This window comes from Cupriavidus sp. 207A1, assembly GCF_057798955.1.
The window spans coordinates 283128-309892 of the sequence record NZ_JBYOJO010000007.1; the positions used below are offsets into that span (position 1 = coordinate 283128).

The 26765-nt window shown below is 66.6% G+C and carries 26 protein-coding genes and 2 tRNA genes; 19 read left to right on the plus strand and 9 right to left on the minus strand.

What is annotated here, in order from left to right; genetic code table 11:
- Positions 1 to 199 precede the first annotated feature (199 nt).
- On the plus strand, positions 200 to 580 hold the full coding sequence (locus AC3FMM_RS15515) for a putative zinc-binding protein (protein ID WP_414247898.1): 381 nt from the start codon (positions 200 to 202) through the stop codon (positions 578 to 580).
- 43 nt (positions 581 to 623) lie between these two features.
- Here the strand turns inward: AC3FMM_RS15515 and AC3FMM_RS15520 are convergent, their stop codons facing one another.
- Both AC3FMM_RS15520 and AC3FMM_RS15525 read right to left on the minus strand, forming a co-directional pair.
- Positions 624 to 1115 (minus strand): DUF411 domain-containing protein, encoded by a 492-nt coding sequence (locus AC3FMM_RS15520; protein WP_326346837.1) that lies wholly within the window; start codon positions 1113 to 1115, stop codon positions 624 to 626.
- A gap of 37 nt (positions 1116 to 1152) precedes the next feature.
- A complete protein-coding gene (locus AC3FMM_RS15525; RefSeq protein WP_115679988.1) occupies positions 1153 to 1929 on the minus strand; it encodes a 3-hydroxybutyrate dehydrogenase in 777 nt (258 codons plus the stop codon).
- Positions 1930 to 2133: 204 nt separating this feature from the next.
- Here AC3FMM_RS15525 and AC3FMM_RS15530 point away from each other — a divergent pair, with 204 nt between their 5' ends.
- From AC3FMM_RS15530 to AC3FMM_RS15595, 14 genes are all read left to right on the plus strand, one after another.
- Complete coding sequence (locus tag AC3FMM_RS15530; RefSeq protein WP_326346838.1) at positions 2134 to 3015, plus strand: alpha/beta fold hydrolase; 882 nt, start codon at positions 2134 to 2136, stop codon at positions 3013 to 3015.
- A gap of 58 nt (positions 3016 to 3073) precedes the next feature.
- On the plus strand, positions 3074 to 3436 hold the full coding sequence (locus AC3FMM_RS15535; RefSeq protein ID WP_012352549.1) for a RidA family protein: 363 nt from the start codon (positions 3074 to 3076) through the stop codon (positions 3434 to 3436).
- A 15-nt stretch (positions 3437 to 3451) separates the two neighbouring features.
- Positions 3452 to 5680 (plus strand): RelA/SpoT family protein, encoded by a 2229-nt coding sequence (locus AC3FMM_RS15540; protein ID WP_115709043.1) that lies wholly within the window; start codon positions 3452 to 3454, stop codon positions 5678 to 5680.
- Positions 5681 to 5701: 21 nt separating this feature from the next.
- Positions 5702 to 5778, plus strand: a tRNA-Val gene (locus tag AC3FMM_RS15545).
- 350 nt (positions 5779 to 6128) lie between these two features.
- Positions 6129 to 8036, plus strand: a complete 1908-nt coding sequence (thrS, locus tag AC3FMM_RS15550; protein WP_115709045.1) for a threonine--tRNA ligase — start codon at positions 6129 to 6131, stop codon at positions 8034 to 8036.
- A 47-nt stretch (positions 8037 to 8083) separates the two neighbouring features.
- Complete coding sequence (infC, locus tag AC3FMM_RS15555; RefSeq protein ID WP_081479471.1) at positions 8084 to 8605, plus strand: translation initiation factor IF-3; 522 nt, start codon at positions 8084 to 8086, stop codon at positions 8603 to 8605.
- Between the two features lie 167 nt (positions 8606 to 8772).
- On the plus strand, positions 8773 to 8970 hold the full coding sequence (rpmI, locus tag AC3FMM_RS15560; protein ID WP_006575466.1) for a 50S ribosomal protein L35: 198 nt from the start codon (positions 8773 to 8775) through the stop codon (positions 8968 to 8970).
- Positions 8971 to 8998: 28 nt separating this feature from the next.
- A complete protein-coding gene (rplT, locus tag AC3FMM_RS15565) occupies positions 8999 to 9355 on the plus strand; it encodes a 50S ribosomal protein L20 (RefSeq protein WP_008650487.1) in 357 nt (118 codons plus the stop codon).
- 250 nt (positions 9356 to 9605) lie between these two features.
- Positions 9606 to 10637: a phenylalanine--tRNA ligase subunit alpha gene (gene pheS / locus AC3FMM_RS15570; protein WP_029047729.1), complete on the plus strand. Its 1032-nt coding sequence runs from the start codon at positions 9606 to 9608 to the stop codon at positions 10635 to 10637.
- A 60-nt stretch (positions 10638 to 10697) separates the two neighbouring features.
- The gene (gene pheT / locus AC3FMM_RS15575) at positions 10698 to 13145 is read left to right on the plus strand and encodes a phenylalanine--tRNA ligase subunit beta (protein ID WP_488686906.1); all 2448 of its coding nucleotides are present in this window, start codon (positions 10698 to 10700) and stop codon (positions 13143 to 13145) included.
- Between the two features lie 88 nt (positions 13146 to 13233).
- Positions 13234 to 13644 carry an integration host factor subunit alpha gene (locus tag AC3FMM_RS15580; RefSeq protein ID WP_111519743.1) on the plus strand — a complete coding sequence of 137 codons (411 nt, stop codon included), beginning with the start codon at positions 13234 to 13236 and terminating at the stop codon, positions 13642 to 13644.
- Positions 13645 to 13760: 116 nt separating this feature from the next.
- Positions 13761 to 14186 (plus strand): MerR family transcriptional regulator, encoded by a 426-nt coding sequence (locus AC3FMM_RS15585; RefSeq protein WP_115709049.1) that lies wholly within the window; start codon positions 13761 to 13763, stop codon positions 14184 to 14186.
- A gap of 55 nt (positions 14187 to 14241) precedes the next feature.
- Positions 14242 to 14318, plus strand: a tRNA-Pro gene (locus tag AC3FMM_RS15590).
- Positions 14319 to 14506: 188 nt separating this feature from the next.
- The gene (locus AC3FMM_RS15595; RefSeq protein ID WP_154676077.1) at positions 14507 to 14647 is read left to right on the plus strand and encodes a hypothetical protein; all 141 of its coding nucleotides are present in this window, start codon (positions 14507 to 14509) and stop codon (positions 14645 to 14647) included.
- 15 nt (positions 14648 to 14662) lie between these two features.
- Here the strand turns inward: AC3FMM_RS15595 and AC3FMM_RS15600 are convergent, their stop codons facing one another.
- From AC3FMM_RS15600 to AC3FMM_RS15610, 3 genes are all read right to left on the minus strand, one after another.
- Positions 14663 to 14887 carry a DUF2188 domain-containing protein gene (locus AC3FMM_RS15600; protein ID WP_092313567.1) on the minus strand — a complete coding sequence of 75 codons (225 nt, stop codon included), beginning with the start codon at positions 14885 to 14887 and terminating at the stop codon, positions 14663 to 14665.
- Positions 14888 to 15155: 268 nt separating this feature from the next.
- Positions 15156 to 15662: a cupin domain-containing protein gene (locus AC3FMM_RS15605; protein WP_116312409.1), complete on the minus strand. Its 507-nt coding sequence runs from the start codon at positions 15660 to 15662 to the stop codon at positions 15156 to 15158.
- 44 nt (positions 15663 to 15706) lie between these two features.
- Positions 15707 to 15967, minus strand: coding sequence for a hypothetical protein (locus tag AC3FMM_RS15610; RefSeq protein ID WP_111519746.1), 261 nt, complete (start codon positions 15965 to 15967; stop codon positions 15707 to 15709).
- Between the two features lie 184 nt (positions 15968 to 16151).
- Between AC3FMM_RS15610 and AC3FMM_RS15615 the strand changes: the two genes are divergently transcribed.
- The 3 genes from AC3FMM_RS15615 (at position 16152) to AC3FMM_RS15625 (ending at position 17400) form a co-directional block, all read left to right on the plus strand.
- Positions 16152 to 16544, plus strand: coding sequence for a DUF6566 family protein (locus AC3FMM_RS15615; protein ID WP_488686907.1), 393 nt, complete (start codon positions 16152 to 16154; stop codon positions 16542 to 16544).
- A 120-nt stretch (positions 16545 to 16664) separates the two neighbouring features.
- Positions 16665 to 16949 carry a hypothetical protein gene (locus AC3FMM_RS15620; RefSeq protein ID WP_115709055.1) on the plus strand — a complete coding sequence of 95 codons (285 nt, stop codon included), beginning with the start codon at positions 16665 to 16667 and terminating at the stop codon, positions 16947 to 16949.
- Positions 16950 to 17046: 97 nt separating this feature from the next.
- Positions 17047 to 17400 carry a hypothetical protein gene (locus tag AC3FMM_RS15625; protein ID WP_115679999.1) on the plus strand — a complete coding sequence of 118 codons (354 nt, stop codon included), beginning with the start codon at positions 17047 to 17049 and terminating at the stop codon, positions 17398 to 17400.
- Positions 17401 to 17421: 21 nt separating this feature from the next.
- Here the strand turns inward: AC3FMM_RS15625 and AC3FMM_RS15630 are convergent, their stop codons facing one another.
- Together AC3FMM_RS15630 and AC3FMM_RS15635 are read right to left on the minus strand one after the other, a co-directional pair.
- Positions 17422 to 22275: an NAD-glutamate dehydrogenase gene (locus AC3FMM_RS15630; protein WP_116312410.1), complete on the minus strand. Its 4854-nt coding sequence runs from the start codon at positions 22273 to 22275 to the stop codon at positions 17422 to 17424.
- Positions 22276 to 22440: 165 nt separating this feature from the next.
- Entirely contained in the window at positions 22441 to 23001 is a 561-nt protein-coding gene (locus AC3FMM_RS15635; RefSeq protein ID WP_116312411.1) for a MarR family transcriptional regulator, read from the minus strand.
- 388 nt (positions 23002 to 23389) lie between these two features.
- On the opposite strand from AC3FMM_RS15635, the gene scpC reads away from it, so the two are divergent.
- Positions 23390 to 24907 (plus strand): succinyl-CoA:acetate CoA-transferase ScpC, encoded by a 1518-nt coding sequence (scpC, locus tag AC3FMM_RS15640; protein WP_488686908.1) that lies wholly within the window; start codon positions 23390 to 23392, stop codon positions 24905 to 24907.
- Positions 24908 to 24975: 68 nt separating this feature from the next.
- On the opposite strand, the gene AC3FMM_RS15645 is transcribed toward scpC, so the two are convergent.
- Both AC3FMM_RS15645 and AC3FMM_RS15650 read right to left on the minus strand, forming a co-directional pair.
- The gene (locus AC3FMM_RS15645) at positions 24976 to 25326 is read right to left on the minus strand and encodes a hypothetical protein (RefSeq protein WP_115709063.1); all 351 of its coding nucleotides are present in this window, start codon (positions 25324 to 25326) and stop codon (positions 24976 to 24978) included.
- A gap of 323 nt (positions 25327 to 25649) precedes the next feature.
- A complete protein-coding gene (locus AC3FMM_RS15650) occupies positions 25650 to 26630 on the minus strand; it encodes a tripartite tricarboxylate transporter substrate binding protein BugE (protein WP_012352566.1) in 981 nt (326 codons plus the stop codon).
- Positions 26631 to 26765 lie beyond the last annotated feature (135 nt).

Below are 26765 nucleotides of genomic sequence, written 5' to 3' on the forward strand. Positions count from 1 at the left end.
CGCCGCCGGAAACGCAAGACTTGATTTGAGTCAGGCTTCAGTCCGCCACAGGGGGCGGGTGGTGCTTCGACCTATGTCGTGTGAACGAGGCTGCTAGCTCTTTCGGCGAATGGCCGGGCTACTGGCCTTGCCACTAAGCTGGCCGCTTTCCGTAGGGGCGTTGCCCCCTGCGATGAACCGATTTGATGGAAGGTGCGCGATGCCCGCTTCCCCCACCCGATCCCTGCCACTGGTCTACGCCTGCTCCGGCTGCTCCAGCGTGGCGCAGCTGGCCAATGCCTGCGCGGTGCGGCTGGACCGCAGCGGCCGCGCGGAGATGTCGTGCATCAGCGGGGTGGGCGGCGGCGTGCCGGCGCTGACGCGGGTGGCGCGATCGGGCCGGCCGATCCTGGCGCTGGACGGGTGCCCGCTGGCTTGCGTGCAGGCGTGCCTGGCCAACGCGGGCGTGGTGCCGGACCAGCACCTGGTGCTGAACCGGCTGGGCGCGGTCAAGCGCCAGCACGGCGAATGCACCGAGGGCGAGACCGAGGCGGTGTGGCGGGAGGTCGAGTCGGCGCTGCGGCGCCTGGCAGGGGAGTAGGGCATGGCCGGATGCGCCGCGGCGCATCCGGCGCGGCGGCACGTCAGGCCGCCGGCTTGTTGTGGCGGCTGAACACCGAGGCGGCGCCGTCGGCCTTGACCAGCAGCACGTCGAAGGGATCCTTGCGCGGTCCCTGTTCCATGCCCGGCGAGCCGACCGGCATGCCCGGCACCGCCAGCCCGACCGCCCTGGGTTTGGCGGCCAGCAGTTTGCGGATATCGGCGGCGGGCACGTGGCCCTCGATCGCATAGCCGGCGATATGGCCGGTGTGGCAGGAGCCGAAGCGCTCCGGCATGCCGAAGCGCTTGCGGTATTCGCCGGTATCCTCGACGTCGTGCACCGTCACGGTGAAGCCGTTGGCGCGCAGGTGCTTGACCCATTCCTCGCAGCAGCCGCACAGCGGGCTCTTGTAGACGTCGATGGCCAGCGGCTTCGCCTGCGCGAACGCATCCGCCGCGGGTCCAAGCACGCCCACGGCGAGCGTGCCGAGCGCGAGCGCGCCCAGGGTCCCGAGGAAACGTCGTCGTTGCATCATGGCTTCTTGCTCCTTTGTGGCGCCCGGATGCGGCACCTTACTGCGCCACCCAGCCGCCATCCATGTTCCAGATCGCGCCGCGCACCTGGCGGGCGGCTTCGGACGACAGGAACACGGCCAGCGCGCCCAGCTCGTCGGGCGTCACGAACTGACCCGAGGGCTGCTTCTCCAGCACCAGCTCGCGCTTGGCCTGCTCGACCGGGATGCCTTCCTTCTGCGCGCGGGCTTCGACCTGCTTCTGCACCAGCGGCGTCAGCACCCAGCCCGGGCAGATCGCGTTGGCGGTCACGCCGGTCTGCGCGGTTTCCAGCGCTGTGACCTTGGTGAAGCCGACGATGCCGTGCTTGGCCGCCACATAGGCCGATTTCTGCGCCGATGCCACCAGCCCGTGGGTCGAGGCGACATTGATGATGCGCCCCCAGTTCTTCTGCTTCATGCCCGGCAGCGCCAGGCGCGTGGTATGGAAGGCCGAGGTAAGGTTGATGGCGATGATCGCGTCCCAGCGCTCGGGCGGGAAGTCCTCGATGGCCGCGACGTGCTGGATGCCAGCATTGTTGACCAGGATGTCGGCGCCGCCGAAGTCGGCCTGGGCGTAGCGCATCATGTCTTCGATCTCGGCCGCCTTGCTCATGTCGGCGCCGTGGTAGCCGACGCGGATCCCCTGGCCGGCCTGCGCGATCTCGCTCTTTGCGGCGTCCGCGTCACCAAAGCCGTTGACGATGATGTGGGCGCCCTGCGCCGCCAGCGCCTTTGCGATGCCGAGCCCGATGCCGCTGGTCGAGCCAGTCACCAGGGCGGTCTTGCCGTTGAGCATGTAAGCCTCCGTCGAGAGAAAGGGAACGCCACGACAGGACAGCCGCCGGATGGGCGGCGCGCGCCGTGGCGGTGCGCGCCCCGCGCGCGGGGCGCGGACACTGTGCTGTGGCATTGTACCCGCTGCGGCGTACAATCCAGCTTTGCTCAACTTCCGGCCGCGGCGCCTGCTGGCGCCTTGCGTCCGGTTTGCCAGGGAGTCCAGATGTCTGCCAGTCCGCGTCTCGGTTTCGTCCAGTGCATCAGTCCCGCGGGCCTGCACCGCATGGCCTACCACGAGTGGGGCGACCCCGCCAATCCGCGCGTGCTGGTGTGCGCGCACGGCCTGACGCGCACCGGGCGCGACTTCGACGCCGTCGCCAGCGCGCTGTGCGGTGACTATCGCGTGGTATGCCCAGACGTGGCCGGACGCGGCCGCTCGGAATGGCTGGCCAATCCGGACAGCTACATCGTGCCGCAGTACGTGTCCGACATGGTCACGCTGATCGCGCGGCTCAACGTCGAGCAGGTGGACTGGTTCGGCACCTCGATGGGCGGCCTGATCGGCATGGGCCTTGCCGGCCTGCCGAAGTCGCCGGTGCGCAAGCTGCTGCTCAATGACGTCGGTCCCCGGATCGCTCCCTCGGCGGTCGAGCGCATCGGTGCCTACCTGGGCCTGCCGGTGCGCTTCAAGACCTTCGAGGAAGGGCTGGCGTACCTGCAGACCATCAGCGCCTCGTTCGGGCGCCACAGCGCCGAGCAGTGGCGCGAGCTCAACGCCGCCATCCTGAAGCCGGTGCAGGGCGCCGACGGCCTGGAATGGGGCTTGCATTACGATCCGCAGCTGGCGGTGCCGTTCCGCAAATCCACGCCCGAGGCCATCGCCGCCGGCGAAGCCGCGCTGTGGCGCAGCTTCGAAGCCATCGAGGCCCCGGTGCTGGTGGTGCGCGGCGCGCAGTCCGACCTGCTGCTGCGCGAGACCGTGGCCGAGATGGTGGCGCGCGGCAGGCATGTGAGTTCGGTGGAAGTGCCCGATGTGGGTCACGCCCCCACCTTTGTCGATCCGGCGCAGATCGCGATCGTGCGCCAGTTCTTTACCGGCGCCTGAGCGCGCCCTGTTGCGGCCAGGTTGCCATCCGGCTGTTTTTATCGAGTTACGCATTGCCATGAGTCTTCCTGAACTGAAGCGCGCCCACGTCGGCAAGCGCTTGTCCGAATACGCGGTCTACAACGGCGTGGTGTACCTGGCTGGCCAGGTGCCCGAGGTCGATCCCAAGGCCGACATCCGCGGCCAGACGCGCGAGGTGCTGGGCCATATCGACCGCCTGCTGGCCGAGGCCGGCAGCGACAAGACCCGCATCCTGTCGTGCCAGATCTTCCTGACCAACATCGATTTGATCGGCGAGATGAACGAGGTCTGGGATGCCTGGGTGCCGCAAGGCAACACGCCGCCGCGCGCCACCGTCGAAGCCCGCCTGGCCAATCCCGATTACCTGATCGAAGTGGTGGTGACCGCTGCGCTCAACTGATGCAGGCGCTGTGACATGGTGACGTCGACCGACCTGGCTGGCCGGGTCGCGGGCATTCCGGATACCGAGCTGGTCGAGCGCGCACTGGCGTACGTGCGCGAGCACGGCGCCGGCGTGGCGCTGCCCACCGGCGAGAACGTGCAGTCGCACGCGCAGGGGATGCTGCGCATCCTCGACGGCCTGCGCGTGGACGATTCCGCGCGCGCGGCAGCGTGCCTGTTCGGGCTGGCGGCATTCGTGCCCGAGACCGAGGCCGAGATCGAGCCGCGCTTCGGCGAGGAAGTGGCGCGGCTGGTCAACGGCGTGCGGCAGCTGCTGCGCATCGGCGCCATCGCCGGCAATCGCCCTGAGGTGGAGTCGGCCGCGCCGTCGAAGAACGAAGCCCAGGCGCGCCACGAGCAGGTCGAGGCGCTGCGCAAGATGTTGCTGGCGTTTGCGCAGGACATCCGCGTGGTGCTGGTGCGGCTGGCCTCGCGGCTGCAGACGCTGCGCTGGCTGGCTGAAACCAAGCAGTCGCCGCTGCCCGGCGTGGCGCGCGAAACGCTCGACATCTACGCGCCGCTGGCCAACCGCCTGGGCATCTGGCAGATGAAGTGGGAACTGGAAGACCTGGCGTTCCGCTTCGAGCAGCCCGATACCTACAAGCGCATCGCCAGGCTGCTGGATGAAAAGCGCATCGAGCGCGAAGGCTATATCGCCGGCGCGATCGCGCGGCTGCAGTCCGAACTGGCCACCGCCGGCATCCGCGCCGAGGTGAGCGGCCGGCCCAAGCACATCTACAGCATCTGGAAGAAGATGCGCGGCAAGGAGCTTGATTTTGCCGACCTGTACGATGTGCGCGCCTTCCGCGTGATCGTCGACGATATCAAGGACTGCTATACGGTGCTCGGCATCGTCCACCATATCTGGCAGCCGATCCCGCGCGAGTTCGACGACTACATCTCGCGGCCCAAGGCCAACGGCTACAAGTCGCTGCACACGGTGGTGATCGGCGACGACGGGCGCGCCTTCGAGGTGCAGATCCGCACCCACGAGATGCACCACTTCGCCGAATATGGCGTGGCGGCGCACTGGCGCTACAAGGAGGCGGGCAGCCGCGGCTATGCCGGGCAGTTCTCCGCCAGCGAGCGCTACGACGAAAAGATCGCCTGGCTGCGCCAGCTGCTGGCGTGGAAGGACGATGCCGACCACAGCGTGGCGCACGACGAATCGTGGGAACAGATCAAGCACGCCGCGATCGACGACCACATCTACGTGCTGACGCCGCAGGCGCGCGTGGTGGCGCTGCCGCAGGGCGCGACCGCGGTGGATTTCGCCTACTACCTGCACAGCGACCTCGGCCACCGCTGCCGCGGCGCGCGCGTGGACGGCACCATGGTGCCGCTGAACACGCCGCTCAAGAACGGCCAGACCGTCGAGATCATCGCGGTCAAGCAGGGCGGGCCGTCGCGCGACTGGCTGAATGCCGACCTCGGCTACCTCGCCAGCAGCCGCGCGCGCGCCAAGGTGCGCGCGTGGTTCAACGCGTTGGACTCGCAGGAAACCATCGCTCAGGGCCGCGCGCTGATCGACAAGACGCTGCAGCGCGAAGGCAAGACCGCGGTCAAGCTGGAAGACCTGGCGACGCGGCTGGGCTTCAAGACCCCCGACGAACTGTTCGCCGCGGTGGCCAAGGACGAGTTCAGCCTGCGCCATGTGGAGCACGCGCTGCGCCACCCCGAGGGCGAGGTGCAGGCGCCGCTGAGCGAGGAAGACGCCGTCACCAAGAAGAGCCGCGCCACCAGCGTGGCGCGCGGCGCCAAGAGCGGCGTGCTGGTGGTGGGCGTCGATTCGCTGATGACGCAGATGTCGCGCTGCTGCAAGCCGGCGCCGCCCGACGAGATCGTCGGCTTTGTCACGCGCGGGCGCGGGGTGTCGATCCATCGCCGCAACTGCCATACCTTCCAGCAACTGTCGGCGCGCGCGCCGGAGCGGGTGATCCAGACCGAGTGGGGCAAGAAAAGCCACGCCGCGGTCTATCCGGTCGATATCCAGGTCGAGGCCATCGACCGGCAAGGCTTGCTGCGCGACATCTCCGAAGTGCTGTCGCGCGAGAAGATCAACGTCACCGGGGTCAAGACGCTATCCAGCAAGGGCGTGGCGCGCATGCAGTTCACCGCCGAGGTCTCCGAGGCCACGCAGCTGCAGCGGGCGCTGCTGCTGATCGAGGAAGTCCAGGGGGTGTTGCAGGCGAAAAGAAAGTGATGCTATACTTGCGGCTTCGCTAGGCTCGTAGCTCAGCTGGTTAGAGCACCACCTTGACATGGTGGGGGTCGTTGGTTCGAGTCCAATCGAGCCTACCAACGAATTGCAGTAGAAAGAAGTAAAGCAAGTCCGATTCAACCCCATACGGAACGGAAGCGCATCATGGTTATGACACCGCGAACTACTACCGCTGGCAAGCGACAGTAGTCGAGGTGCGCCTTCGGCCCGGTTGGATCGGGTTTGACAAAGAGAAACGCGGCCTTGGCCGCGTTTTTTTTCGTCCGTCGCTTGCCAGCAGCCCTGATAAGCTGCCGCCTTCCCGCGCGGCAGGGCGGGGCAGCCAAGAACAGATCGCCAGCACGCAGGCATGCGGGCCGGTGCCACAAGATGCAGTTTGATCCGCTCAGGCGAGGTGCAAGGCGCCGCCGGCGGAACCTGGAGAGTCGAAATGATCGCAATCACGCTGCCGGACGGGTCCCGCCGCGAGTTTCCCGGCCCGGTGACGGTTGCCGAAGTGGCGCAGAGCATCGGCGCCGGCCTGGCCAAGGCCGCGCTGGCCGGCAAGGTGGATGGCCAACTGGTCGACACCAGCTACAGGATCGGGCGCGATGCGGAACTGGCCATCGTCACGGACAAGGATGCCGACGGCGTCGATGTGATCCGCCACTCCACGGCGCACTTGCTGGCCTATGCCGTCAAGGAGCTGTACCCGGACGCGCAGGTGACGATCGGGCCAGTGATCGAGAACGGCTTCTACTACGACTTCGCCTACAAGCGCCCCTTCACGCCGGAAGACCTCGCCGCCATCGAGAAGAAGATGACGGAACTGGCCCGCAAGGACGAAAAAGTCACGCGCGAAGTGTGGAACCGCGATGAGGCGGTGGCGCTGTTCGAGTCGATGGGCGAGAAGTACAAGGCCGAGATCATCGGCTCGATTCCGGCCGACCAGGAAATCGGCCTGTACCGCGAAGGCAATTTCGTCGACCTGTGCCGCGGGCCGCACGTGCCGTCGACGGGCAAGCTCAAGGTCTTCAAGCTGATGAAGGTAGCCGGCGCCTACTGGCGCGGCGATGCCAATAACGAGATGCTCCAGCGCATCTACGGCACGGCATGGGCGAAGAAGGAAGACCAGGAAGCCTACCTGCACATGCTGGAAGAGGCCGAGAAGCGCGACCACCGCAAGCTGGGCAAGACGCTGGACCTGTTCCACCTGCAGGAAGAGGCGCCCGGCATGGTGTTCTGGCACCCCAAGGGCTGGCAGGTGTGGCAGGCCGTCGAGCAGTACATGCGCGGCCGCCTGACGGAAGCCGGCTATGACGAGGTGCGCACGCCCCAGGTGATGGATCGTTCGCTGTGGGAGAAGTCAGGCCACTGGCAGAACTACAAGGAGAACATGTTCGTCACGGAGTCGGAGAAGCGCGACTACGCGATCAAGCCGATGAATTGCCCGGGCCATGTGCAGATCTTCAACCACGGCCTGCGCTCGTACCGCGACCTGCCGCTGCGCCTGGCCGAGTTCGGTGCCTGCCATCGCAACGAGCCGTCCGGCGCGCTGCACGGGCTGATGCGCGTGCGCGGCTTTGTGCAGGACGATGCGCATATCTTCTGCACGGAAGAGCAGATCGTCGCCGAGGCCAAGGCCTTCAACGAACTGGCGTTCTCGGTCTATGACGACTTCGGCTTCAAGGATGTGAAGGTCAAGCTGTCGCTGCGCCCGGACCAGCGCGCCGGCTCGGACGAGATCTGGGACCATGCCGAGGAAGGCCTGCGCCTGGCGCTGCGCGCCTGCGGCGTGGATTGGGAGGAGCTGCCCGGCGAGGGCGCCTTCTACGGCCCGAAGGTGGAATACCACATCAAGGACGCGATCGGCCGCTCGTGGCAGTGCGGCACGCTGCAACTGGACCTGGTACTGCCCGAGCGCCTGGATGCCGAGTACGTCTCCGAGGACAACTCGCGCAAGCGCCCGGTGATGCTCCATCGCGCCATCCTGGGCTCGTTCGAGCGCTTCCTGGGCATCCTGCTGGAAAACCACGCCGGTGCGCTGCCGGCCTGGCTGGCCCCGGACCAGGTGGTGGTGATGAATATTGCGGATTCGCAGGCAGAATACGCCGAAAGCGTCGTGCAATTGCTGCAAAAACAAGGGTTTAGGGCCAAGGCCGATTTGCGTAACGAGAAAATTACGTATAAAATCCGCGAGCATTCGCTTCAAAAGGTCCCCTACCTGCTGGTAGTGGGTGACAAGGAGCGGGATGCCAATCAAGTGGCCGTGCGTGCCCGTGGCAACGTGGATCTGGGTGTGATGCCTGTCTCCGCGTTTGCTGAGCGTCTGCAACACGACGTCGCCAGCAAAGCCTGAGGGTGGTGAGCACGGCTTGTTTTTTTGTCTTCTTGAGGTAACGCAACATCGCTACGGACAAAGGTCATCGCATCAACCGGGAAATCAGCGCGCCTGAACTGCGCCTGGTAGGGGTTGATAACGAGCAGCTCGGCATCGTCAAGTTCATGGACGCTCTGCGGCTGGCTGAGGACAAGGACTTGGACCTGGTGGAGATCGCCCCCAACGCGACTCCGCCCGTCGCCCGGATCATGGATTACGGGAAGTTCAAGTACGAGGAAGCCAAGCGCGCCCACGAGGCCAAGCTGAAGCAGAAGATCATCCAGGTCAAGGAAGTCAAGTTCCGGCCGGGTACGGATGATGGCGACTACAACGTCAAGCTGCGCAACCTGAAGCGCTTCCTGGAAGATGGCGACAAGACCAAGATCACGCTGCGGTTCCGTGGTCGCGAGATGGCCCACCAGGAAATCGGCGCGCGCATGCTCGAACGCCTGAAGGCGGACCTGGAAGAGATCGGCCAGGTCGAGCAGATGCCGAAGATGGAAGGGCGCCAGATGGTGATGGTGCTCGCCCCCAAGAAGAAGAAGTAATTCCTGCGCGGTGCGGCGGCCGGGATGCCAGTCATCCCGGCGCTGCTTCGTGCGGAAGTCGCGCGGGGTCCGCAAGGACCATCGTGCAACAACAAGTGGATGCGGGTCTTGCAAGCGTCGGCGTAAGCCGTCCACCTGCATGCATGTCATATGAGCTGGAGTTTTTCATGCCGAAGATGAAGACGAAGAAAAGCGCTTCCAAGCGCTTTACTGCCCGTCCGAACGGTTCGTTCAAGCGTGGCCAGGCCTTCAAGCGTCACATCCTGACCAAGAAGACCACCAAGAACAAGCGTCAACTGCGCGGTACTCAGGACGTCCATGAGACGAATCTGAAGTCGGTGCGCGCGATGATGCCTTACGCATAACCCCTGACGACAACGAAAGGAGAATTACATGCCTCGAGTAAAGCGTGGGGTCACTGCACGGGCCCGTCACAAGAAGGTTATCGACGCTGCCAAGGGTTACCGCGGCCGTCGCAATAATGTCTATCGCATCGCCAAGCAGGCGGTCATGCGTGCTGGCCAGTACGCGTACCGCGATCGCCGCAACAAGAAGCGCGTGTTCCGCGCTCTGTGGATTGCGCGTATCAATGCCGCGACGCGTGAGCATGGCATGACCTACAGCGTGTTCATGAACGGTCTGAAGAAGGCCTCGATTGAACTGGACCGCAAGGTGCTGTCGGACATGGCTATTCACGACAAGCCTGCCTTTGCCGCCATCGTCAACCAGGTGAAAGCCACCGTTGCCTGATGCCGGCTCCGGTAGCGCGCAAGCGCTGCCGGGCAAGCACCGACCGCAAGGTCGACCGCTGACCGCAAGGTCTGCTGAAACGGGGCTCCTCATCGAGCCCCGTTTTTATTTGCGGTTCCGGATGCCGTTTTGCGTTGCTTGACGAGACTGCATCCGGAAACGCATACCGCACGAAGTGCCAACCCACGTCGGGCCGGCCTTGTTTCGCGACAGGGTTCCGCCGACGCCAGAACACTCCACGACCGCCGCCATGTCTCAGGATCTGGACCAAATCGTCGCTGACGCCCAGGCCGCTTTCGCCGCCGCCAATGACAACGCCACGCTGGAAAACGAAAAGGCCCGCTTCCTGGGCAAGACCGGCGCGCTGACCGAACTGCTCAAGGGCCTCGGCAAGCTCGACCCGGAGACCCGCAAGAGCGAGGGCGCGCGCATCAACCAGGTCAAGCAGCAGGTGGAAGCCGCGCTGCAGGCGCGCCGCCAGGCGCTGGCCGATGCGCTGATGAACGCGCGCCTGGCCGCCGAGGCCATCGACGTCACGCTGCCGGGCCGCGCGGTGGCGCGCGGCAGCCTGCATCCGGTGATGCGCACCTGGGAGCGCGTCGAGCAGATCTTCGGCTCGATCGGCTTCGACGTGGCCGACGGCCCCGAGATCGAAACCGACTGGATGAACTTCACCGCGCTGAACAACCCGGACAACCATCCGGCGCGTTCGATGCAGGACACGTTCTACGTCGACGGCCGCGACAGCGACGACAAGCTCCTGCTGCTGCGCACGCACACCAGCCCGATGCAGGTGCGCTACGCCAAGATGCACGTGGAAAAGTACGCGGGCAAGGCGATGCCGCCGATCAAGGTGATCTGCCCGGGCCGTACCTACCGCGTCGACAGCGACGCCACGCACTCGCCGATGTTCAACCAGGTCGAAGGCCTGTGGATCGGCGAGGACGTCAGCTTTGCCGACCTGAAGGGCGTGTACACCGATTTCCTGCGCAAGTTCTTCGAGCGCGATGACATCCAGGTGCGCTTCCGTCCGTCGTACTTCCCGTTCACCGAGCCGTCGGCGGAAATCGACATGGCCTTCGGCAATGGCAAGTGGCTGGAAATCTCCGGTTCGGGCCAGGTGCATCCGAACGTGCTGCGCAACATGGGCCTCGATCCCGAGCGCTATATCGGTTTCGCGTTCGGCTCCGGCCTCGAGCGCCTGACCATGCTGCGCTATGGCATCAACGACCTGCGCCTGTTCTTCGAGGGCGATGTGCGCTTCCTGCGCCAGTTCGCCTGAGCGGCGCATCGTCAAAACTCGTCACCGACTACACCGAATACTTACCGGATCAGAAGCGCCATGCAATTCTCGGAATCCTGGCTTCGCACCTTCGCCAACCCTGAAAAGATCTCCACCGACGCACTGTCGCACAGCCTGACCATGGCCGGCCTGGAAGTGGAAGAGGTGGGCCCGGTCGCGCCGCCGTTCGACAAGGTGGTGGTTGCGCACGTGCTGTCGACCGAGCGCCATCCCAACGCCGACCGCCTCAACGTGTGCCAGGTCGATGCCGGCACCGGTGGAACCCTGCAGATCGTGTGCGGCGCGCCCAACGTCAAGCCCGGCATCAAGGTGCCGTGCGCACTGGTCGGGGCCGCGCTGCCGCCGGCAGAGGACGGCGGCAAGCCGTTCGAGATCAAGGTCGGCAAGCTGCGTGGTGTCGACAGCTACGGCATGCTGTGCTCGGCGCGCGAACTGAAGCTGTCGGAAGACCACGGCGGCCTGATGGTGCTGCCGGAAGACGCACCGGTCGGCCAGTGCATTCGCCAGTACCTGGACCTGGACGACCAGGTCTTCGTCATCAAGCTGACGCCGAACAAGGCCGACTGCCTGTCGATCCACGGCGTGGCGCGCGAGGTGTCGGCGCTGACCGGCGCCGCGCTGAACCTGCCCGACATGCAGCCGGTGCCGGTGACGATCCAGGACAAGCTGCCGGTCAAGGTATCGGCCCCCGACCTGTGCGGCCGCTTTTCCGGGCGCATCATCCGCGGCGTCAACGCGCGTGCCGCCACGCCGCTGTGGATGGTGCAGCGGCTGGAGCGCTCGGGCCAGCGCAGCGTGTCGGCGCTGGTCGATATCTCCAACTACGTGATGCTGGAGCTGGGCCGTCCGTCGCACGTGTTCGACCTGCACAAGATCCATGGCGGCCTGGACGTGCGCTGGGGCCGCAAGGGCGAGCAGATCAAGCTGCTGAACGGCAACACCATCGAGGTCGACGAGCAGGTCGGCGTGATCGCCGACGACAAGGAGATCGAGAGCCTGGCCGGCATCATGGGCGGCGACAGCACCGCGGTCACGCTCGACACCACCGACATCTACCTCGAGGCCGCATTCTGGTGGCCGGCTGCGATCCAGGGCCGCAGCCGCCGCTACAACTTCTCGACCGACGCCGGACATCGTTTCGAGCGCGGCGTTGACTACGCCACCACGGTCGAGCATATCGAGCGCATCACCGCGCTGATCCTCGCGATCTGCGGCGGCCAGGCCGGCCCGGTGGACGACCACGTGGTCAACCTGCCGGTGCGCAAACCGGTCAGCCTGCGCGTGGCGCGCGCCGAGCGCGTGCTCGGCATCGAGCTGTCGCCGGCGGCCATCGCCGATGTGTTCCAGCGCCTGCAGCTGCCGTTCACGCGTGCGCAGGGCGCCGAAGGCGAGGTGTTCGAGGTCACGCCGCCGAGCTACCGCTTCGACATCGAGATCGAAGAAGACCTGATCGAGGAAGTCGCGCGCATCTACGGCTTCGAGCGCATCCCGGCGCGCCCGCCGGTCGCCGAAAGCGAAATGCGCCCGACCAACGAAGCCGGCCGCTCGACCCACGTGGTGCGCCACGCCGTGGCGGCGCGCGACTATCAGGAAGTGATCAACTTCGCCTTCGTCGAAGAGAAGTGGGAGCGCGACTTTGCCGCCAACGATCAGCCGATCCGCCTGCTCAACCCGATCGCCAGCCAGCTGGCGGTGATGCGCTCGACGCTGATCGGCGGGCTGGTCGACAAGGTGCGCTACAACCTCAATCGCAAGGCCGCGCGCGTGCGCCTGTTCGAGGTGGGCCGTGTGTTCCATCGCGACGCCGGCGTCAAGGACGGCGGGCTGACCGTGGCCGGCTATGACCAGCCGATGATGGCTGCGGGCATCGCCTACGGCCCGGCGTTCGAAGAGCAGTGGGGCGTCGCCACGCGCAATGTCGACTTCTTCGATGTGAAGGGCGATGTCGAGGCGCTGTTCCATCCGCGCGTGCCGCGCTTCGAGCCGGTCTCGCATCCCGCGCTGCATCCGGGCCGCGCCGCGCGTGTGCTGCTCGACGGCGAGCCGGTGGGCGTGGTCGGCGAACTGCATCCGCGCTGGCTGCAGGAATATGAGCTGGCGCATGCGCCGGTGCTGTTCGAGTTGCGGCTCGACGCGCTGCGCGCTACCGGCCTGCCGGCGTACACCGAGATCTCCAAGTTCCCCGCGGCCGTGCGTGACCTGGCCGTGGTCGTGAAGCAATCGGTACGCGTGCAGGACCTGCTCGACACCATGCGCGCGGCCCTGGAAAAACAGGGTTACGGCCGCTTCTGCCAGGGCCTGGCGCTGTTCGACGAGTTCCGTCCCAAGGGCGCTTCCACGGCCATTGGCGCGGACGAGAAAAGCCTTGCGTTCCGGGTGACCTTGCAAGATACTGGGTCGACCCTACAGGACGAAACCGTCGACAGCGCGGTGCGCTGCATGGTCGACGCGGTGGCCGAAGCCTTCCAGGCGCGGTTGCGCGGCTGATTCGTCGGCAGCACCGACGGAGCACCATAAAAAAGGGCGCCCGGGCTTGCCCCGGGCGGATCGCCAGACAGACACTCGAGCGATCGACATGAATGATCGAGACGCGAATTCCATGACCGCTGCAGCACTGGGTGAGATGAGCGACCGGCAGGCATCCTCCCTTGACGAGGCAATGCCGGACGCCCGCGCGACCGAAGTTCCCACGCTGACCAAGGCCGAGCTTGCCGAGATGCTGTTCGACCAGGTGGGCCTGAACAAGCGTGAGTCGAAGGACATGGTCGAGGCCTTCTTCGATGTCATCCGCGAAGCGCTGGAGCAGGGCGACAGCGTCAAGCTTTCCGGTTTCGGCAACTTCCAGTTGCGCGACAAGCCGCAGCGGCCCGGCCGCAATCCCAAGACCGGCGAAGTCATCCCCATCACCGCGCGCCGCGTGGTGACGTTCCACGCCAGCCAGAAGCTCAAGGGCCTGGTCGAAGAACGCGCCGGCATCGCCGGCTGACCCGTCACCCGAACGGCGGATTGCTTCCCGAGGCCGGCATCGGTATTCTTCTGGGCGCGCGCGTGACGCGCGCCAACCACCTGGCCGGCATGGCCTGACGCTCGTCTACACACTGCATGTCGGACAAACCCAGCGACCGCATCGCGTTGCCGCCGATCCCGGCCAAGCGCTACTTCACCATCGGTGAGGTGAGCGAGCTTTGCGCCGTCAAGCCGCATGTGCTGCGCTACTGGGAACAGGAGTTCACGCAGCTCAAGCCGGTCAAGCGCCGCGGCAACCGCCGCTACTACCAGCATCATGAAGTCCTGCTGATCCGCCGCATCCGCGAGCTGCTCTACGAGCAGGGCTTTACCATTAACGGCGCGCGCAACCGCCTCGACGAAGGGCGTCATCACAGCGCGGCCACGGCAACGCAGGAATCGATGGAAGCCGGCGGGGAAAAAGCGCCGGTATTGTCGGTCGACATCGCCGGCCTGCGCACTGCCCTTGTCGACGTGCAGCACCTGCTGGCGCAGCTGCGCGAGATCGCGAAGGACGGATAATTTCCACGTCAGGAGCTAGTCATACGAGAAATGCTTCTGTTATAATCTTTTGCTTCGGGGCGTAGCGCAGCCTGGTAGCGTACCTGCATGGGGTGCAGGTGGTCGGAGGTTCAAATCCTCTCGCCCCGACCAGACAAAAAAACCCGCTTGGTAAATCGCCAAGCGGGTTTTTTTATTTCCGTGTCCCGGTGGCAGACGCGTGCTACTTCGCGCCTGCAACGAGTGTGGTCTCCGCGTGAGCGCAGCCATGGCCGTTTTTCGATTCAGCCCGTTGCACCTATAGTGGTGGCACAGTGGACTTCATCGCGACGGAGGCAGCAATGAGCGACAAGGGCAACGGGATCGTCGGCACCACATGCATCGCCTTGGCAGTCGCCGGCCTGGCGCTGACTGCATCGCTGGTGCTTGCTTATTACGCGACGCGCGCGCGTGTGGAAGGGCAGCGCGCCAGCGGCGGCTGACGCGCTGTGGACTGTTCAGCCCTGGATATCGCGAGGGTCGTTGCCAAAGCTGTTGCGCATCCGGATGCGGCCGTCACGGCCGTGGACGAGCAGTTCTGCATGGAGTTGCCGGGCTTTCTCGGTGCCCGCGGCGATCGCGTCTTCCTGCGTCGCGTAAAGTTGGCGCCCGCCCGCGCCGTCTTCGGATTCAATGGCCCAGCCGTTGTCGAGCGGTACGACGTGGATGTTCTTGGCCGGCATGGCGCACCTCCGTGGTGGAAGATGCCCTAGTCTCCACGCTGCTTCCCGCGGACGGTATCGGTGACCGTCTGACAGCGCCGGTGTCTTTTGCGGCGCAGTTGTCGGTAGCGGCATTAGCCATGTGACCCCTCGGGCCGGAAATCAGAAAAAGCGCCCGGATACCGGGATGCTCGGGGCATGGCGCCGACGCAGGTGCACATAGACTGGATGGGCTGTACTCACCAGCCCGCCCGCACCCCGCCGCGGCGGGCTGTTTTTTTGTGCGGCGCTATCGGAGCAGCCGCTGACACCGCATGTCATGTCCGCGCACGAGTCCGGCAAGCGTCGCCGCGCTGGCCAGTTCGAATTCGCTGAACTGGAAGGCCGGCGCGACGGTGCAGCCGACCAGCGCAAAGTCCTCGGGGTCGCCAGCGTCCGCGCGTTCGGCGGCAAACCACTGGCCACCCGGCACCAGCGCCTGGAACGCTGCGCCGGGATGCCGCAGCGGGTCGCCCAGGCGCTGCGTGACGATGGTGCCGTCGACGATGCGGTGCACGTCCAGCGGGGAGCCGGCGTGGTAGTGCCACAGTTCGTCGGAGCGGATGCGATGCCAGGCCGAATAGTCGTTGCCGCAAAGCATGTAGTGGATGGCGGTGCAGGCCTCGCGCGTGCGTCCGTCCTGGCATGCGACGCGCTCCTCGCTGCGATAGGTTTCTCGGTAGTAGCCGCCTTCCGGATGCGGCCGCAGGTCGAGTGCGTGGATCAGCTGGCGGGCGGTCGGGCTCAGGTCTGGCATGGGGGCATGGCGCGCGGCGCATCGGTGGAATCGGAGGGCGTAGCTTAGAGCAGGGCGAAGCGCGCCTGCGCGGGACCGACCAGCGCCGGGCGGCTCACCGGGTAGCGGTGGCGCATGCCTTGCGACTCGAACGACAGGAAGTCCGGCGTCCAGCGCAGCGATTGCAGCTGGCGCGGCTCGATGCCGTCGACCACGATGGCGCCGGCGTTGACGCAGACGCTGCCGCAGCGCAGGCGTACGGATTCGGTGTCGTCGCCGAAGTAATGGGCTTCGAGCAGAATGGAATCGGACTGGTACAAGGGCATGGCAGTGTCCTGATACTGTATGAATGTACAGTATAGCTGCGGCATGCCGTTCGGTCATCCTCCCGATTCTCAATTTCGGGCGATGGGGCGGCGGTGCGTTGGCGCTGCCTGGTATAACCTGAAACCGGTGACAGTCCTCACGACGCTGTCTTGCCGCGACCGCCGGGTCGCTACAGGAGATGCCATGGCTGGAAGCGGAAGCAAAGCCTGCTGGTTCGGCCTTGGCGTGCTGCTTGGCGCCGCGGCCGGGGGCGCGTTGGCGCGGTGGGCGCAGTCGGCGCGCACGGCCGCTGGTCAGCGCGAACCGCGTCAGTCCGATGCGCCACTGCCTGCCGATGTCACCGCGGACCAGGTGCTGACCGATGCCGCCACTGACGTGGTCGAGTACCGCGGCTTCGTCATCCACGTGTTCTGCCATGCGCTCGGCATGGGGCGGTTCAAGGCGCTGTGCGATATCTGGGAATCGGGCGCGGTGGTGCTGGAAGGCGGGGCGCCGCCGATCACCCATGCCACGCCGGACGAGGCGCGGGCAGCGGCGATTGCGTGGGCACAGCAATGGGTGCAGCGCAATGGTTGAAGCGCGGGGCCATCCCGGCCGACCGGCGCAATCGGCGACAAATCGACCCGCTGGCGCGCGACAGGCCTGATAATCGCGTCCGTGCCGACAGTCGATCGGCACGATCCTCCAGGAGAATTCATGTTTGTTTGTGGGAACCAGGCTTGTGGCGCCAGCTGGGAGCCGGACGAGGTGCAGATCCGCGATGAAGGGCAGGGACTGGTGTTCCGCTGCCCGCAGTGTGGCGCGCGCAACCATGTCGTGGCGCGCACGGCCAAGGATGGCAGCACGACCTATCGCCAGGTACCCGCCGGCGCCGCGCAACAGGCACCGGCGAAGCGGCGCGCCGAAGCAGGGCCGAAGGCGCCGGCGAAGGTAGCGCGGAAGGCACCGGCCCAGGGCCGCGCCAAGCCCGCATCGCGCTGACCGGCACCGGTGGCAGGCCATGTCACCCCACCTGTGTGGGGTCAAATTCACATCGTTGGCGGCTTAAGCTAGTTTAGGCAGGACCGTTAAACACAATATGGACTTTGCCGACCTTCCCAACGACCCCGCTTCCAATGCCGAGCGCATGGGCTGGGCCAACGCTTCGCCCGAAGTTATCGCGAAGGTGTTGAACTCGGCGCTGGCGGCGCAGGACCTGTCCGGCTTTGCCGCGCTGCTGTCGGACATCGCGCGCGACCGTGGCCTGAAGGGCGAGCGCGCGGCGCATCAGTCGATCTACGACATGCCGTACGCCAGCCTGTTGCCGCGGCAGAAACACTTGCTGTCCGATGCGTTCGAGCTGCTGATCCTGCTCGGGCTCGAGCTGCGCCCGCGCAGCGCCGACGCCGATGCGGACCTCGGCGCTGATCCTGACCCTGACACCGACGAGTAAGCCGGCAGGCAGCCGGGGCGGCTAGCTTCGCTCCAGCATGCCGATCTCGCGCACCGCGACCGACAGCATCGACAGTCCCGCCGCGCCGGAGGCGCGCTGGTCCGCCAGCATGCGCGTAAAGCGTTCGAGCGCGCCATGGCGGCTGGCGCGCCAGGCGTCGATCATCGCTTCCGGCGAGGCCTGATCTCCCGCTTGAGACAGCACGCTGACCGTCAGCGCGCGCTTGAGCCGTCCCAGATCATCGAGCGTGGTAGTGCGTGCCAGCAAGTCCCAGTGGGTGTCCGATGGCAGCGCCAGCGCGCGGTCGCGCAGCCAGCTGAAGCTCAGGTGGCTGTCCAGCGCGAAGTAGACCCCGGCCACCAGCTCCAGGCTGCGCTCGCACGCCGCGGCCACTTCGGCGATGTCGAGCGCCGCGGCGGAGATCTCGCTGCCGGCCACGCGCGCGGCCAGCGTTTCGCCCACCCCCGCCTCGATCAGCGCACGCGTATGCTCGGTCAACGCCGTGGCATCGGCCTGCGGCAATAGTTGCGGCAAGCGGGGCGCCAGCCACTGTGCCGCCTGCGCAAAACGCGCCAGGTCTTCGGTGGCGCTGCTGCCGCTGCGCAGATAGCGGATGAACCACAGGCAAGCGCGCTCCAGCAGCAGCGCCACCGACCCGAACATGCGCGCCTGTTCGGCGTCGGCGACGCGATTGTCGAGCGCGTCGATCTCCTGCCACAGCGCGGTCAGGCCGAACACGTCGCGCGCGATCAGGCAGGCGCGCACGATATCGGCGGGTCGCGCATCGGTTTCTTCCATGATCCGGTGCACGAAGGTGGCGCCGATGCGGTTGACCAGCATATTGGTCAGGTGTGTGGACAGGATCTCGCGCCGCAACGGATGGCGCTGCATGGCGTCGCCGTAGCGCTGGCGCAGCGGCACCGGGAAGTAATCCGCGAGCAGGCCGGCAACCAGGACGTCTTCCGGCACGTCCGAGCCCAGCAGTTCGTCGTACAGCCACATCTTGCTGTAGGCGAGCAGCACGGCGCGCTCGGGCGAGGTCAGGCCTTCGCCGGCCAGCTTGCGCTCGGCAATGTCCTCGTCCGACGGCAGGAATTCGAGCGCGCGGTTCAGCCGCCCGGCGCGTTCCAGCCAGCGCACCAGGCGCGCCTCGCCGTCGAGCAGCGCGGCGCTGCTGCGGCCGGCGACCGATAGCGCCTGGGTCTGGTAGTAGTTGTCCTGCAGCACCAGCAGGCCGACTTCGTCGGTCATCTCGGCCAGCAGCTTGTTGCGCTGCTTTTCGGTCATCTCGCCGTCGGCGACCACCAGTCCCAGCAGGATCTTGATGTTGACCTCGTGGTCGGAGCAGTCGACGCCGGCAGAGTTGTCGATGGCATCGGTATTGATGCGGCCGCCCTTGCGCGCGAACTCGATGCGGCCCAGTTGCGTAAAGCCGAGGTTGCCGCCTTCGCCGACCACCTTGCAGCGCAGTTCGCTGCCATTGACGCGCACCGAATCGTTGGTGCGATCGCCCGCCTGCAGGTGCGTCTCCTGGCTCGACTTGACGTAGGTGCCGATGCCGCCGTTGTAGAGCAGGTCCACCGGCGCCATCAGGATGGCGTGGATCAGTTCGGCTGGCGACAGCGCGCTCGCGGTAATGCCGAGCACCGCCTGCACCTGCGGCGACAGCGGGATGGTCTTGGCCGTGCGCGGATAGATGCCGCCGCCCGCGGAAATCAGCGTCGCGTCGTAGTCGGCCCAGCTAGAGCGCGGCAGCCCGAACAGCCGCGCGCGTTCCTGCAGGCTGCGCGCCGGGTCCGGATCCGGGTCGAGGAAGACGTGGCGGTGGTCGAACGCGGCCACCAGGCGGATATGCGGCGACAGCAGCATGCCGTTGCCGAACACGTCGCCCGACATGTCGCCGATGCCGGCGACGGTGAATTCCGTGGACTGGATGTCGACGCCCATCTCGCGGAAATGCCGCTTGACCGATTCCCAGGCGCCGCGAGCGGTGATCCCCATCTTCTTGTGGTCATAGCCGACCGAGCCGCCGGAGGCGAAGGCATCGCCCAGCCAGAACCCGTACTCGCCCGAGATCGCATTGGCGAAGTCCGAGAACGTGGCCGTGCCCTTGTCCGCGGCCACCACCAGGTAGGGGTCGTTGTCGTCGTGGCGCACCACGTCGGGTGGCGGCACCAGCTCGCCGCCGACGAGGTTGTCGGTCAGGTCCAGCAGGCCGCGCAGGAAGGTCTGGTAGCAGGCGATGCCTTCGCGCAGGAAGGCGTCGCGGTCGGTGGGCGGCGGCGGGCGCTTGACCACGAAGCCGCCCTTGGAGCCGACCGGCACGATCACCGTGTTCTTGACCATCTGCGCCTTCATCAGGCCCAGCACTTCGGTGCGGAAGTCCTCGCGCCGGTCCGACCAGCGCAGGCCGCCGCGGGCCACGCGTCCGCCGCGCAGGTGCACCCCCTCCACGCGCGGCGAGTAGACCCAGATCTCGAACATCGGGCGCGGCTCCGGCAAGCCTGGCACCAGCGCGGGATTGAACTTGAACGACAGGTAGGGGCGCGGCTGGCCGTCCTCGCCACGGTGGAAATAGTTGGTGCGCACGGTGGCGTTGATCACGCCGAGGAAGAGCCGCAGGATACGGTCTTCATCGAGGTTGGGCACCTTGTCCAGCGCCGTGCCGATATCGGCCAGCAGCTTGTCGCAGCGCGCCTGGCGCGCGGTGTCGGCGGCGACCTGGCTGAAGGTGTCGAAGCGCGCCACGAACAGCGCCACCAGCATTGCGGCAATGGCGGCGTTGCCGGTCAGCGCGCGTTCGATATAGGCATCGCTGAAGGTGGAGCCCACCTGCCGCAGGTAGCGCGCGTAGGCGCGCAGGATGGTTACGTCGCGCGCGGCGAGTTCGGCGCGCAGCACCAGGCGGTTGAGGTCGTCGTTCTCGATCTCGCCGTGCCATGCGCGCGCAAAGGCATCCTCGAACAGCGCCTTGACGCGCGCGATGTCGAACTCCGCGGCGCTGCTGCCATCGGCGATTTCGAGCCCGAAGTCGTGCACCCATAGCGGCGCGCCGCTGTCGGGCTCGATCAGGTAAGGGCGCTCTTCATCGACGCGCACGCCCAGGTGCTCCAGCATCGGCAGGCTCAGCGACAGCGCGATCGGTTCGCCGGCGCGGTACACCTTGAAACGGAACGCACCCGGCGCGGCCTCGATCGGGCGGTACAGGTTCATCGCCATGCCGTTGCCGCGCACCGCGTGCTCCATCAGCTCGATATCGCGCACCGCGGTGCGCGCCGGATAGTCTTCGCGATAGCCGGCGGGAAACGAGCCGCCATAGCGCTGCAGCAGCCTGTTGCCTTGCTCTTCGCCGTGGCTTTCGTGCAGCGCTTCGGCGAGGTCGTCCTGCCAGCGGCGGCTGGCATGCACGATGCGCGCTTCCAGCTCCTGTGTGTCGACCCTGGGCATGGTGCCGGGCTCGCCGCGCACGGTCAGCTGGATGCGCGCCAGCGGCGATTCCGACAGCAGCGGCGTGAACTCGCAGCTGGTGCCGTGGAAGGCCGCGGTCAGCAGCTTCTGGATTTTCTGGCGCAGGTCGGTGTTGTACTTGTCGCGCGGCACGAACACCAGGCACGAGACAAAGCGATCGAAGCGGTCGCGCCGCACGAACAGCCGCGTGCGCTGGTGTTCCTGCAGCCGCAGGATGCCGGTGGTGATGTCGAACAACTCGTCCTCGGTCGCCTGGAACAGTTCGTCGCGCGGATATTGCTCCAGGATCGTGACCAGCGACTTGTACAGGTGGCCCTTGGCGAGGAAGCCGGCGCGTGCCAGGATGTTGGCGCACTTGCGCCGCACCAGCGGGATGTCGGCGATCGGCGCCATGTAGGCGGTCGAGGTGTAGAGGCCGACGAAGCGCCGCTCGCCGAACAGCTGTCCGTTTTCGTCGAGCAGCTTGACGCCGACGTAGTCGAGATAGCCGGGCCGGTGCACGGTGGCGCGCGAATTGGCCTTGGTCAGGAAGATCGGCGAGCTGCCTTCGATGATCGCGGTGGCCGCCGCGGGCAGCGGGGTCAGGTCTTCGGCATCGGGTTCGCGCAGGCTTTCGCGCAGGATGCCGGCGCCCGAGCCCGCCACGCCGCGCAGGAAGTAGCGTCCGTCGCGCGCCACCAGCTGGTAGTCCCGCTGTCCCAGGAAGGAGAAATGGTCGTCCATCATCCATTCCAGGAAGGCGCGCGCCTCAACGCTCTCCGCTGAAGCCGCGTCCGGTGCCTGCGCCATCACGCCGATGGTGGCGCGAGTGATGTCGCACATCTTCGGCCAGTCTTCCACCGCGGCGCGCACGTCGACCAGCACTTGCGAGATGCCGTTGCGCAAGGCGTCGAGGCGCGATGCCTCGCCGGTGCGGTCGATCTCGAAATGGATGAAGGACTCCAGGCGCGAATTGTCGCCACCCTCGCCGGCCCCGGCAGGGGCGATCCGCTCGATGCCGGCGCCGCCGCGCCAGACCCGGAACACCGGATGGATGGCCGAATGCAGCGCCAGGCCCTGGCGGTTGATCTCCATGGTCACGGAGTCGACCAGGAACGGCATGTCGTCGTTGACGATCTCGACCACGGTGTGGTCGGAGTGCCAGCCGTGCTCTTCCAGGTTGGGGTTGTAGACGCGGATGCGGGCGCTGCCGGGGGTGAACTTCTGCGCCGTCTGCCAGTGCGCCATCACGGCGCCGTACAGGTCGGCCACTTCGCGCCGCAACAGGTCTTCGGCATCGGCCTGGTCGTAGTAATGCAGCAGGAAGGGCTCGACCACGCTGAACATCGCCGCCGGCAGCCGCCCGCGCGCGAAGTTGGCCAGTTGGTCCAGCAGGTGCGCGACCTTGTCTTCGTTCTCCTGCGGCATGTTCCCCTCCTCGCGGTGTCGATGGGCCGCCGGGGCATGTGCCGGGGCATGCTCATACTTTAGGAAAAATCCGAGTACCCGGCGCAACAAAGTGGCGGGTACTGGCGATGGCGAGGGAGGGGCACGGACGGGTCCCGGCGGCGAGCCGCGGGACCCGGGCAGCGCTCAGAAGCGCGTGGCGAGGCTGGGGCAGGAAGACGGACGGTGCGCGACCGGCGGCAGGCCCGGGCAGGGCAGCGGCTGGCTATGCTGGCTGTGCCGTTCCTGCCGGGGGGCCTCGGAGGCGGCCCTGACCTGGCGTGAAGTGTGGCCGTCCAGCGTGGATTTCATCCGGTCCAGCAGGCTGCCCAGCGCGGCACGCTCCTGCGAATTAAAGGCCGCGACCGAGACGCTGTGCAGCGCGCTCAGCGCCTGCGCGGTACGTTGCACCCGCGCCGTGGCGCCTTCGGCGATGCGGGGTGCCACCGTCGCGGTGAATTCGATCCAGCCGTCGCGGCGCAGTTCGTCGAGCATGGTCTCCGATTGTGCGGCTTCGAGCGGCATCGGACCGGTCAGCGGCAAGCCGCGCTTGAAGGCACCCTGGCGGATGGCCCGCAGCAGCAGCCACTGGGAATAGCTAAGGCCCGAGGCGCGCAGGGTCTGGTCCAACGCACCTTGCCAGGCGGTGACTGCGTCAATCAGGGCAAGGACAACCGGCTCGCTGGGTTCGAGGGGTCTTGGCTGCATGAATGGCGTCTCCTGTTGTGTTTTGCCGCCACCGCAATGCACAGGCACCCGCAAGGGGTGCAAGGGGCCGGAGCATGGCCGGCCCGGGCGGCACGGCCGCCGCAGCCTCTGGGGCGGGCTGGGTCGACCGAACGGCGAGACTAACAGAAACTTTTGCCGGATTTGTGACAACTGCGGGAATGTCCTGAGCCGGTACCGCGCACTAGTGCCGACTGCTGCGCGTCATTTGCAGGATTATGAAAAAAGCGACTTGAATGAATGACTTTAAATCATCGCTGGAATAAGCGTGGCTGGCTACACTGCCTGCCGGAGACCCCGCAACCAGCCCCCAGGCCAGCACGGGGCAAACGGCGCAGGCACGGGCCGGCCGTCAGAACGGAGATCAAGGATGTACAAGGAACGCATTCGCCTGGCCAGGCTGCATGACAAGGTGGTCTCGGCCGACGAAGCCGCCGCGCTGATCCGCGACGGCATGACGGTAGGCATGAGCGGATTCACGCGCGCGGGCGACTGCAAGGAAGTGCCGTTCGCGCTCGCCCGTCGCGCCGCCACCGAGCCGCTGCGCATCACGCTGATGACCGGCGCCTCGCTCGGCAACGACATCGACCGGGTGCTGGCGGAGGCCGACGTGATCGCGCGCCGCCTGCCGTTCCAGTCCGATCCCACGCTGCGCCGCAAGATCAATGCGGGCGAAGTCATGTTCATCGACCAGCATCTGTCCGAGACCGTCGAGCAGCTGCGCTCGGGCCAGATTGCGCCGGTGGACGTCGCGGTGGTGGAAGCGGTGGCAATCACCGAGCAGGGCGGCATCATTCCCAGCACCTCGGTGGGCAACTCGGCCAGTTTCGCCATGCTGGCGCGCAAGGTGATCGTCGAGATCAACCTGAACATGCCGCTGGAGCTGGAAGGGCTGCACGACATCTATTTCCCGGTGCAGCGTCCGTACCGCCAGCCGATCCCGCTGATCGCGCCCGCGCAGCGCATCGGCCTGCCGTATATCCCGATCGATCCCGAGAAGATCGCGGCCATTGTCATCACCGCCAAGGACGACAGCCCGTCCAACGCGCTGCCGCCGGATGCCGGCACCAGCCAGATCGCCGGTCATCTCAATGAATTCCTGCTGCGCGAAGTGCGCGCCGGGCGGCTGTCGCCGTCGCTGCAGCCGCTGCAGGCCGGCATCGGCACCATTGCCAACGCGGTGCTGCACGGGATGGTCGAGTCGCCGTTTCGCGAGCTGCAGATGTATTCCGAAGTGCTGCAGGACAGCACCATCGAGCTGCTGGATGCGGGGCGCCTGGCCTTTGCCTCGGCCTCGTCGGTGACGCTGACGCGCGCGGTGTACCAGCGCTTCCTGTCGAACCTGGACCGTTACCGCTCGCGCCTGCTGCTGCGGCCGCAGGAAATCAGCAACCATCCGGAGATCCTGCGCCGGCTGGGGCTGATCACCATCAACACGGCGCTCGAGTGCGATCTCTACGGCAACGTCAACTCGACCCATGTGGGCGGCACGCACATGATGAACGGCATCGGCGGCTCGGGTGACTTTGCCCGCAATGCGCACCTGTCGGTGTTCGTGACCAAGTCGGTGGCCAAGGGTGGCGATATCTCCAGCATCGTGCCGATGGTGGCGCACGTCGACCATACCGAGCACGATGTCGACATCATCGTCACCGAGCACGGCCTGGCCGATCTGCGCGGCCTGGCGCCGCGCGAACGCGCCCGCACCGTCATCGCCAACTGCGCCGATCCGCAATACCGCGACCTGCTGGGCGATTACTTCCGCCGTGCCTGCGCCCATGGCGGCCAGACCCCGCACCTGGTGGAAGAGGCGCTGTCCTGGCATGCCGCGTTCCGCGACCGCGGCACCATGCAGCCGGTGCGGCCGGCACCGGCGCTGGCCGCCTGAGCCCGGGCCACCCCTGAAACAAAACAGCCCGCACGTGCGGGCTGTTTGTCTGCCTGGACGAAGGCGGGTTACTGCGCCTTGGTGCCCTGGCTGGCGGGCGCCTTGGCGCCGTCGGTGTAGGGATCGGTCTTGCCCGCCTTGGCGCCGTCGGTGTACGGGTCGTACTTGCCGGCCTTGGCGCCATCGGTGTTCGGATCGAACTTCTTGCCGGAGCTGTTCAGCTCCGACTTGGTCGATTGTTTGGCGCCGTCGGTGTACGGGTCGAACTTGCCGGACTTGGCCGCACTCTGGTTCGGCCCGGCCTTCTTGGTGTGGCTGCCGCTGTAGAGATCGCCGCCTTCGGTGTAGTTTTTCTGCGCATACGCCTGGGTCGCGCCGAGCGCGGCCAGGGCTGCAACGATCAGGGTCTTCTTCAGCATCTTGCTATCCTCGCGAATGTCGGTCGCGCAGCGCCTGCGCGAAACCGGTTTTGGGGCCGGACGTTGGCCGGTCGAATGCCGGCGCGGTGTTGCGGAGCACCCGGTAAATGTACCGAGTCGGCGCGTGTCCGCAAAGTGAAAGTTTCTTCTACACGTATTGAACGTTACCGGCGGAGCTGGCGTGCTGTGCGGGATCAAATGCGGCGGAAATAGGAAGACTCTGAGTGGTGCGCGGCGCCTTTTCGGGCGCCGCCCATAAAAAAACCGGCTGCCGCGGCAGCCGGTTTTCACGGTCCGGAGGCGGCTGATGCCGCCAGGCCGGCTTATTCCAGCGTGATGTTCTGGTCGCGCGCGATCTTTTTGCGCAGGTCCAGTTCGCGCTTGATCTGGGCGGCGTACTGCGCCGGGGTGTTGCCATCGGTGTAGGCCCCGCTGTCAGCCAGGCGGCGCTTGACGTTGGGGTCTTGCAGCGCCTTGACCGCCGCGTCATGCACGCGCGTGATGATCGCCGCCGGCGTGCCGGCCGGGGCCACCAGGCCGTACCAGGCCATGTTGTTCATGTCCTTCATGCCGGCTTCGGCAAACGTCGGCACGTCGGGCAGGCCCTCGACGCGCTTGGGCGCTGCCACCGCCAGCGCGCGCAGCTTGCCGGCCTGGATATGCGGCATCGACGACGGCAGGTTGTCGAATTGCGCGTTGACCTGGCCCGCCAGCGTGTCGTTCAGCGCCGGGCCCGATCCGCGGTACGGGATGTGGACCATGTCGGTCTGGGTGATGTCCTTGAACAGTTCCCCGTCCAGGTGCGAGATGCTGCCCTTGCCGGCCGAGGCATAGCTGTATTTGCCCGGGTTGGCCTTCAGCATCGCCACGAATTCCTTCAGGGTCTTGGCCGGGACCTTCGGATTCACCGTCAGCACGTTGGGCACGTTGACCAGGTTGGTGATCGGCGCGAAGTCCTTGAGCGGATCGTACGGGTTCTTCGGGTTGGTGGCCGGGTTGGTCGCCATGGTGCTGACCGTGGCGATGCCCAGCGTGTAGCCGTCCGGCGCGGACTTGGCTAGCGCGTCGGCACCGATGGCGCCGCCGCCGCCGCCGCGGTTCTCCACCACCACCGGCTGGCCCAGTTCACGGCCCAGGCCGTCGGACACCGCGCGCGCCACGATATCGGTGGTGCCGCCGGCCGCGAACGGCACGATCAGGCGGATCGGCTTGGCAGGGTAGGACTGGGCGTGCGCCAGGCCGGCGTGGGCCAGGCCGAGGGCCGCGATGCATGCGGCTGCGCCGGCGTTAAGGACTGCTTTCAAGGAGGGCCTCCATTCTTCTTTCACTGATTCGCCAGCCGGGCTGCAGGCGTGTCCGCGGATCGGCTACGGATCCGGCGTCCGCGCGGTCAGGTTTTTCCGGGCTGGCATGACCGGGCCGTGCCGGGATGCGGTACG

Bases quoted from the DNA above. Each gene is read 5' to 3' on its own strand.
- AC3FMM_RS15515 (WP_414247898.1), top strand. From the start codon at position 200: ATGCCCGCTTCCCCCACCCGATCCCTGCCACTGGTCTACGCCTGCTCC.
- AC3FMM_RS15520 (WP_326346837.1), bottom strand. From the start codon at position 1,115: ATGATGCAACGACGACGTTTCCTCGGGACCCTGGGCGCGCTCGCGCTC.
- AC3FMM_RS15525 (WP_115679988.1), bottom strand. From the start codon at position 1,929: ATGCTCAACGGCAAGACCGCCCTGGTGACTGGCTCGACCAGCGGCATC.
- AC3FMM_RS15530 (WP_326346838.1), top strand. From the start codon at position 2,134: ATGTCTGCCAGTCCGCGTCTCGGTTTCGTCCAGTGCATCAGTCCCGCG.
- AC3FMM_RS15535 (WP_012352549.1), top strand. From the start codon at position 3,074: ATGAGTCTTCCTGAACTGAAGCGCGCCCACGTCGGCAAGCGCTTGTCC.
- AC3FMM_RS15540 (WP_115709043.1), top strand. From the start codon at position 3,452: ATGGTGACGTCGACCGACCTGGCTGGCCGGGTCGCGGGCATTCCGGAT.
- thrS (WP_115709045.1), top strand. From the start codon at position 6,129: ATGATCGCAATCACGCTGCCGGACGGGTCCCGCCGCGAGTTTCCCGGC.
- rpmI (WP_006575466.1), top strand. From the start codon at position 8,773: ATGCCGAAGATGAAGACGAAGAAAAGCGCTTCCAAGCGCTTTACTGCC.
- rplT (WP_008650487.1), top strand. From the start codon at position 8,999: ATGCCTCGAGTAAAGCGTGGGGTCACTGCACGGGCCCGTCACAAGAAG.
- pheS (WP_029047729.1), top strand. From the start codon at position 9,606: ATGTCTCAGGATCTGGACCAAATCGTCGCTGACGCCCAGGCCGCTTTC.
- pheT (WP_488686906.1), top strand. From the start codon at position 10,698: ATGCAATTCTCGGAATCCTGGCTTCGCACCTTCGCCAACCCTGAAAAG.
- AC3FMM_RS15580 (WP_111519743.1), top strand. From the start codon at position 13,234: ATGAATGATCGAGACGCGAATTCCATGACCGCTGCAGCACTGGGTGAG.
- AC3FMM_RS15585 (WP_115709049.1), top strand. From the start codon at position 13,761: ATGTCGGACAAACCCAGCGACCGCATCGCGTTGCCGCCGATCCCGGCC.
- AC3FMM_RS15595 (WP_154676077.1), top strand. From the start codon at position 14,507: ATGAGCGACAAGGGCAACGGGATCGTCGGCACCACATGCATCGCCTTG.
- AC3FMM_RS15600 (WP_092313567.1), bottom strand. From the start codon at position 14,887: ATGCCGGCCAAGAACATCCACGTCGTACCGCTCGACAACGGCTGGGCC.
- AC3FMM_RS15605 (WP_116312409.1), bottom strand. From the start codon at position 15,662: ATGCCAGACCTGAGCCCGACCGCCCGCCAGCTGATCCACGCACTCGAC.
- AC3FMM_RS15610 (WP_111519746.1), bottom strand. From the start codon at position 15,967: ATGCCCTTGTACCAGTCCGATTCCATTCTGCTCGAAGCCCATTACTTC.
- AC3FMM_RS15615 (WP_488686907.1), top strand. From the start codon at position 16,152: ATGGCTGGAAGCGGAAGCAAAGCCTGCTGGTTCGGCCTTGGCGTGCTG.
- AC3FMM_RS15620 (WP_115709055.1), top strand. From the start codon at position 16,665: ATGTTTGTTTGTGGGAACCAGGCTTGTGGCGCCAGCTGGGAGCCGGAC.
- AC3FMM_RS15625 (WP_115679999.1), top strand. From the start codon at position 17,047: ATGGACTTTGCCGACCTTCCCAACGACCCCGCTTCCAATGCCGAGCGC.
- AC3FMM_RS15630 (WP_116312410.1), bottom strand. From the start codon at position 22,275: ATGCCGCAGGAGAACGAAGACAAGGTCGCGCACCTGCTGGACCAACTG.
- AC3FMM_RS15635 (WP_116312411.1), bottom strand. From the start codon at position 23,001: ATGCAGCCAAGACCCCTCGAACCCAGCGAGCCGGTTGTCCTTGCCCTG.
- scpC (WP_488686908.1), top strand. From the start codon at position 23,390: ATGTACAAGGAACGCATTCGCCTGGCCAGGCTGCATGACAAGGTGGTC.
- AC3FMM_RS15645 (WP_115709063.1), bottom strand. From the start codon at position 25,326: ATGCTGAAGAAGACCCTGATCGTTGCAGCCCTGGCCGCGCTCGGCGCG.